Genomic DNA, 7,684 nt, shown 5'->3' with positions numbered 1-7,684 from the left:
AGAATGCCCAAGCGATGTCGAGCGCTGTCTCTTCAAGAGTCGAGGTAGGAGGTCAGTACGTGAAGGTGTGGACATGAGCATGACGGAGTAGGGGGAGAACGCCGAGAGTAGGAAAATGTGCTGAGGGACGGAAAAATCAGGGCCGGTAGAGGCTCAATCTTGAATTGACCGGGTCAATCTGAACAGTAAAAAAGTTCACAAGATCTGCAGGTGCTTTTTGGAGATCCCCTTCGGGGACCACCGTGACAAACCATTGTCCAGCCGAGTTCAAATTGGTGGAATCAGGGTAGATTACCAGCGAGTGATATTCTGAGGAAGGCAAATCATAGGGTTCAAACCCCGTTCCACGACGCACGATAGTTGGAATCGAGGCTTGGCTCGAAGAGGTCGATGACGCACCAGCACTAAAAAGACTCGACAGCTGCTGCTGCTCTGAAATCACCACTCCGTTGGGCAGAACTGAGATCGGTTTCCGCACGACCGCGAGCGGAGTGCTCAGGAACACCGGAGCGCCACCGCCACCAGAGATTATCGTGCGCGGGTCCACCTCGCCAGTGTGGTAGTATTCCAACAGCAGGATTCCTCGATAGCTCCCACCTGCAGTGCCGTTGAGATCATCCTCAACACTCGGCACCTTATAAAAACGCACTTCAATGGGACGATTGATACTCTGCGCTGCAGCTTGAGCTGCCGAAACTTCGCCCGCGATCATTTCGCCAGCCTGCGACACCCTCATGCCCCCCATCGTTCCCACCAGACCAGGAGCTGCTATTGCGATGATCACCCCGATCACAACAATGACCACCAACAACTCAATGAGAGTGAAGGCGTTTCGAGTTCTATTTCCCTGTGATTGGTGCACAAGCATATGAAGTTGCATATTCAGAAGACTCCGCTGATCGTGGAATATGGGCTAGGAATTAGTACCTTTGCCCCATTTTGATGCTCGGATCGGGATAGTGGCAGTGAACACTCGAAAATTCACACGTTTGGCGACCAGGTTTCCTTCAAGCTTTTCCAGATCAGCTTGGTAGGAGTTGGCGTTTTTGAAGAGATTGCCCGAATCCAGTTCCGCCGCTAGCGGTGGATTCGCACCCGAGTCCAACTCCAGATTGGAGGCCGTCGCCTCATCTATTGCAACCATGGTCACAGCAACCATTGGCGGAAGTTGATATTCTTGCTGAGTCTGATCCCCGCTCGAGACCCCCCCTGCAGGCCTGCTGTCATAGATGTAATTGGGAGCAATGGACGTGGGAAGCCCACCGGCCCCTGTGGCATCTGAATTTGAGAGTTGCGGTGAGATGATGAGCAGAATGATATTGTTTGCGATCGGACGACTCCAGGACGCGAATTCCTGATACCAAGGCTGGTTGGTATCATACCCCGTGTTGTCCTCAGCAGGAGTTCGAAACTCAAACAAGCGATACCGATTGACAGGATTCTTGCTCAGTCCGTTGAGGAACGGAGGGCGGTAGGCTGCGTCATCACCGAACCGGACGTAGAACCCGCACCCGTTCAAGGCTGTAGGGAGCCTGTACTGATTCGACGTCCCCATCGGAGCCTGGAAAAACACGGCATGCCCTGGCGAAAGCGAGTCCGAAAGGCCGGTGAGCTTAACAGCACCGTTCAGACTCGACGGACCGCATACAAACTGCAGTTCAGAGTATCGAACATAGCCTGACGGCTGATCCTTGAGAGTCTTTGAAGGCGGTGTCAATGGATCGGTCGAACCTGCATATCGATAGCAAAGATAGGCATTCAACTCGGCTTGGCTCACAGAATTCACCATTCGGTCAAATGCCCGCCTTGCTTCACGAAACTCTGAGACTTTTGAGTTTGCTTGTCTCCACGACTTCTGGACATCACTCATTACGGTGGTGACAACCATCATAAGCACCGCAAGAACGGTCATCGAAACCAAAACTTCCACAAGGGTAAAGCCTGGAATGCGATTTTTCGATGACTTTGCCAACAAGGTTCGGTTGAAACCTCTCATATTTGGGGGAATTAGTAATCTTACTTGAAATTTGTTCCACGTGACAACTCAAAACTGTCGTGCCACTGTAAAAGCCCGTTTCTCATGCTTGCCCCCCGTCTTGTCCTCAAAGACATAGCCTTGGTTGGGGGTGACCGCGATATGGATCCGCACATTTTTGAGGTCATTGTTCTGCCCTACGGCTGCGCTAGCTCCCCCTGAGAGCAACGGACCCTGCGCCCCACCGGCAAATTCATACTCAGCCACGTAGGCCAACTGCATCTGTAGTGCATCGTTCAAGCCAACGCCCGGCACACCAAGAGGGGTTCCCTCACCATCGAAGTACCGCCTGGCCCCATCATATTCGCTAAGCTTCGTCCAGCCCAAACCGCCGCCCTGCTCGTTGCCCCAATCCGCAGCCTGAAGTTCTCCCAACATCTGTTGGTAGATTCGAGCTGTTGCAATAGCATTTCCCGCTTTCCTCACATTTTCCAGGCCAGTGGGAATGATCCCCAGAATGGAAATGATTCCGAGCGCGGCAATGGCGACGGCTATGGCAACCTCCGGCAACGAAAATGCTGCGGACGATTTGAACGACTTGATACCAAAATGAATTCTCATAGTTGCAAATGAGAGGCTGTTAAAAAAATGAGCGCCAATCAGGGCATGAACCGCTTCACTTCCAGCACGCGGAACCGGTAGAAGTCATCGAGCGGCCTCAAACTCGTGGGGCTCGTACTCGTTGCATAGTCTGGAATGTCCGGGTTGCCGGGATCAATACGCCGTTCAATCAATGACGAACCGCGATAGTCAGTGAGCACCGCATCCTGACCAGGAACAAACCTGTTAGCTTCCACCGAGCGGGCCTTCCGCACTACCTGAGCACGATAGTGCACTCTAAAGGTGTTGCTTTGGGTGGTGATTTTACCATAGATGTTGGTGTAAGGCTTTTCCTTGGTGTTGTCCCCTGTCAGTCGGCGAATTGCCCAGAAGTCACTTACCGTTTGCGGGGTGTAGTCCGTAGAGACGGTGGCATCATTGCCGTCACCGGTTGCCGACGTTCTCTTGGGCATCAAGTAGATTTCGCACACTTGACTTGCCGTGCGGAACAGGCCGGCCTGTGCCGTTGGAGGTGTATAGTCCCTCTCTTCCGTGAAATTGAACCGACTTTCGAACTGCTTCAGCGTTCCGGTCACTGTTGTACCAGCACGCTTCTCCACTTCAATGCTGCGATACCACTGCTTCATGTTCGCCCCTGGCACCTGCCGGGTTGACACATCCGTCCAAGGTTGACGATACATGTAATTGTCAGTCGTCGTGACATCTTTGGTGGTACCAGGCATGTTGAGGTAGTTTCCAGCGTCATCCCGCGGGATGGCTCTGATGATTTCACCTTTCATGACCGCATGAATGCCCGTAGCACGGCGGATGTGAGTGAAGGGAACAATCTGATAGTTGATGTTCACTTTTCCAGCCGTCGAGAAAGGCTCACTAATGGCGTATGGCTCAACGATGGGCATCCAGAACAGATCCATGAAGTAATGGTCTGCTGGATCCACACCCTTCTGCCAAGAGGCCGCCCCCGGATGATTGGCCATACCGGGACCATAGGTTGCATTGGTGGAAGGTTTGAGGTTCGGCCTGAAGAGCAACGTCTTCCAAGGCTCTCTGGACTTCACCCCTGTCGGTAATGACCCGAACATGCCAGGAGAAGGAAGAATTCTGTTGGGCGTCATGAAGCTCTCACCCGGATCAGAGAACAGCCAACCATAGTCGTAGGTCGCCAAGTACGCATTGGGAAGACGCACTGTCTGCGAGTTGTTGTTACCATATGCGTGGAATGTCAGCGCAGCATCTCCCTCATCAGGCTTGTTGATGTATGGTCCATCACGCAAACCTGCGATGCCGTTGTCAAAGTCACCATAGCGGCGGGCATTGTTGACGAAGGTCGGCTGAACAGAGGAGGGCACATCTGGAATTCTCGCGCCGTTGTAAGCCGCATTAGCAATCAGCCGATAGCGAACATCACCGCGGTCATATCCGGCATCGGTGTCGCTATAGAACCGGTTGAGATTGTGAGCAACATACTGCCGAAACGAGGTTGAACTGTTCGTTCCAGGCTTATCCAAGCCAAGTAGATTATTCCGCGGATGCTCCACCCACATGTCTGGTCCGACTTCTTTCGTTGCCGCCACTAGTCGGGTATCCCCGTGCACTGGCACCATGGTGAAAAGCGTGTCAGCCCCACGGGAATCACGCGCCGCACCGTCTTCGGGTTTAGTGTCGGAGTATTTAGTGTCACTGTGGACATCGGAAGCCGAGTCTTGGGCGGGGTTGGTTGGGTTAATCAGGCCGGAGTTGAAGTTGCCACCACCTGGTTCATATGCCCAAAGTGTAGTGGCTCCGCGCGGTGCATTCCCCGCTGTAGTACGGTCTTTGCCGCCATTGGTGAAGAATCGACCTTTGGTCCGAGTTGCCAAAGGAGTATTCAGATCGTTCTGCAGACTAACGCTATTCCAACCGCCGGCCGCGCCGACCCAGGCACCCACGAAGCGATTCAACGCTCCAGAGAAGTTGAGCGCCCACCAACGTGGGGCATCCGTAGCCTCATTCCAGTCCACGGTGCCATCAGAGTTTTGCCACTGTTCATGGTCTGAGCTGAGGGTAACTAGTTGCGGCACAGGGATGGACCGGGATGGCATGGTGAGCGAAAAGGTCTGCACCAAGTTTTCGTCCGTGGTCAAATGGCCGCTGTAGAGCTTGATGATAAGCGGACCACCTCCAAATTGCATAGCGTCCTGGCCATCCGGCACAACCGTGACAAATCGAGTCGTGAGATCGAAATTCTTCGTGCCACGATGTGGATCACCTCCAGAATTCGCACTGGAATCGTAGCCCACGTCGGCGCTGATTCCTACTTGCCCTTGTGTTCCGATTCGCCGATTCACGGTCATTGCATGGGAGCTAATGGCCCCACCAACCGGACGGCAATGGGTGGAGTCAAAGACGTTTTGGGGCGACTTCCAGAACATTCTGTTGTTTGACCGGCCATAAAGCTCGTTGCCATTCAAGGTCATCTCCCCCAGCCCTTCGATCTCAAGGGTGAAGTCGGCGTTCATTTCAGTGAAACCAGCTGCGGGCATGGTCAACTTCAGCACAAGCATGCCTTGGATCTGCCGCTCACCAGCGGCAAGAGGTGGCGCCCCGCTGCGAAGTGTAGCATTCCAGTTTGCCGGCTGACATCCAGGGTGGTTGTAAGGGCTATTGGGCTTGTCTGGTCCCGCATTAGGATCCACACCATAAAAATTGCGCATTGTTGCAGCAGTCGGCCGGGGAGGATAGTTGGAGTACCAGAAGAGTTTCTCCCTCTTGCCAAGGAAGGAATCATCGTATTCACCCGGTAATCCATTCCCTTTGCCACCACCGGTATGACGAATGATGCGAACGGCTGTCCGCCCGCCGCTGGCGACTGGACCCTTGACCCACGTATTCGGCTCGGTGCCAGGCACCAAAGTACGATAGCTCCCCTTGTCCGTAGTGCCATCTGCCGTGCAAATGAACTGAAATCCAACTTCAGAGAGAGTCAGGAAACGCCCAAACCCCATGTATGTGCCACCTTCCAACTGAGAAGGTGTGACCATGCCATGTCCAGGGAAGTTACGCTCCACTTGGCGCTCAGTTCCAGCACCACCCAAGTCACTGCCGGTGCGAGTCTCACTAGCACTTGCCCGGTCATACGTGAAGGTCTTAAAATTCTTGGGTCGGTTCCTGTAAATTTGACCATCCGCGCTGATTTCACCAGGTCCATTGCCAAATTTGGTACCATTGTTCAGGTCGTACGGTCCGCCTGCCTTTTGAAGATCCTCTTTTTTCGGAGCCAAGAACCCATCATAGAGATTCGTTGCGCGAACATAGTCAAAAATCTCGACCAAGATTTGCTTGTAGTCATCTGGATACTTGGTGGCAAACGTGGCACCACCGGGCATCTTTTGATGCATGAGTGACATCAGATAGGACAGCAACGCTGCATTGCGCTGAATCTGAATATCCTCAGTAGGGCTGTAGGCGTTCTTCCTCCGGAAAAAGTAGCTCTTGGCAGTGCTGGTATTGGTACGCTGCCCCATCGACGAACAGAAGGCGATGAGCTGATCAAACCCAGTACGGAAAGCCGCGCCCTTGGACTCGTCCGCCACAGGCCAAATGGCAATGCGGGGTGTCCCGAACATATTGGTCTCTGGCATCCGGCTGTTTGCAGTCAGGAAGAACCGAGCCCGCTCTAGCATCACTTTATCATTGGATGCCGCCTCCCCTGGCAGTGAGAAAAGGTTCTGCGATGTTGCACTCCCATTGTCGTCGAGCATCGACACCAACCCACGCTTCTTGTTGACCAGATCATTTGAGAAGTAGAGCTCATCCACAGAGGCGTACAGCCTCTCTTTGACGGACTGAGCCAAGCTGACGTACTGCTCATACATCACCGACTGATATGTCTTGAAATTGTCGACAAATTTCCAGTAGGGCTCACTCCCAGCCTTCGAACCACCAAAGTTGATCTTTGGTGCCAAGTTGTAGATTGACTCTTTCTTCCGGAGGATTGCCTTGAAGGAAGCGCTGGATGGATCTTTACCATACAGATCCATGTCCTGGTTGGGGAACATAACGGAGCTCAAAGCTACCGTGGCAGGGTGGCCAGGATAACGCTGATACTCATAGGTGGTAGGTTGATAGTGTGCCCACCAGATGTCCCGCTCATGGAAGACCTGCGGTGTATTCCAGACTGTTGGCTCACTGGCGGTATTAATGTTGATCTTGCAGGACTCGTCGTCAGTCCAGAAAGCGACCCGGCCAACGATCGGATTCTGTGCTGCTTCAGCCAAGGCAAGCACCGATCCATTGGGCTTGACAAATTCATTGGAGCCGTTTAGCGCCCCCAGAGTGCCGTCCTTCAACACATACAACCACTCAACAGGCATGGCCAACCGTGCGGTGGTATCATCCATGTTGGCAGCCACCTTGACCCCATAGATGTCAGAACCGCCTCCTGCGCCAGCAATCAACGATCTTGTTCCATAGCTGAATCCCTCGATGTTTCGGATACTCTGAGCACTGGAATCACCTACGTAGGCCCGGGGGTCAATAATGGGGAAATAAACTGCGGCTCCTGTGCCGATTCCTGGCGTGGGTCGAATTACAGGATCGTTAAGATCGACATACCTTGCTGGCATGGTGTTCCAATTCGGTGGAGGAGCATCCCCAATCATCGCCGTCTCACTCCCGGTAACAATCATTTGGGAACTGGAGTACAGACGGAATCCGGCATTGAACGTGCCATCCAGATTGTAGCGACGAATCGCGCCTGGCTGTGAGGCCCACAGGAAAGCGGTAGGACCGCTGCCGGAGTTGGTTTTCCTCTTAGTGCCTTGCCAGATCTGCCCCATTGCGACGTTCACCGCTGTGTCGCCCAGTTCGCGACCGTGTTCCTGATCATACTGAGCAGCCGAGGATGATCGCTCAGTTTCGGACACCGAGAAAAGCGCCACCGACAATATCGTCAACAGCGCTAGCACGGAGATTACCAGAATCAGAGCTACGCCTTTGTTTCGCCGCAGGCGATGCAGGTTGAGGTGGGTGAGTCTCATAGGAACAATTTAGGCGCTTAATTTTCTAATCGCCTAGATTACAATGTAACTACCAAGAATCGTCAATGTG

General features: G+C 53.3%; 4 protein-coding genes. All 4 read right to left on the bottom strand.

What is annotated here, in order from left to right; translation table 11 throughout:
• Nucleotides 1–136: 136 nt before the first annotated feature.
• Genes vccD through vccA form a run of 4 tightly spaced genes read right to left on the bottom strand, consistent with a single transcriptional unit; the run spans nt 137 to nt 7,614 of the window.
• Nucleotides 137–880 (bottom strand): Verru_Chthon cassette protein D, encoded by a 744-nt coding sequence (vccD, locus tag BV034_RS10215; RefSeq protein WP_050026670.1) that lies wholly within the window; start codon nt 878–880, stop codon nt 137–139.
• Nucleotides 881–913: 33 nt separating this feature from the next.
• Nucleotides 914–1,996, bottom strand: a complete 1,083-nt coding sequence (gene vccC, locus BV034_RS34660) for a Verru_Chthon cassette protein C (RefSeq protein ID WP_081887707.1) — start codon at nt 1,994–1,996, stop codon at nt 914–916.
• Nucleotides 1,997–2,044: 48 nt separating this feature from the next.
• The gene (gene vccB / locus BV034_RS10205) at nt 2,045–2,596 is read right to left on the bottom strand and encodes a Verru_Chthon cassette protein B (protein ID WP_050026667.1); all 552 of its coding nucleotides are present in this window, start codon (nt 2,594–2,596) and stop codon (nt 2,045–2,047) included.
• A 38-nt stretch (nt 2,597–2,634) separates the two neighbouring features.
• Entirely contained in the window at nt 2,635–7,614 is a 4,980-nt protein-coding gene (vccA, locus tag BV034_RS10200) for a Verru_Chthon cassette protein A (protein ID WP_050026664.1), read from the bottom strand.
• Nucleotides 7,615–7,684: the final 70 nt, after the last annotated feature.

It is taken from the genome of Verrucomicrobium sp. BvORR034 (assembly GCF_000739635.1).
Classification (GTDB): domain Bacteria; phylum Verrucomicrobiota; class Verrucomicrobiia; order Verrucomicrobiales; family Verrucomicrobiaceae; genus Verrucomicrobium.
The sequence above is the reverse complement of the archived record's forward strand: the minus strand, read 5'-3'. Positions and strand labels throughout refer to the sequence as shown.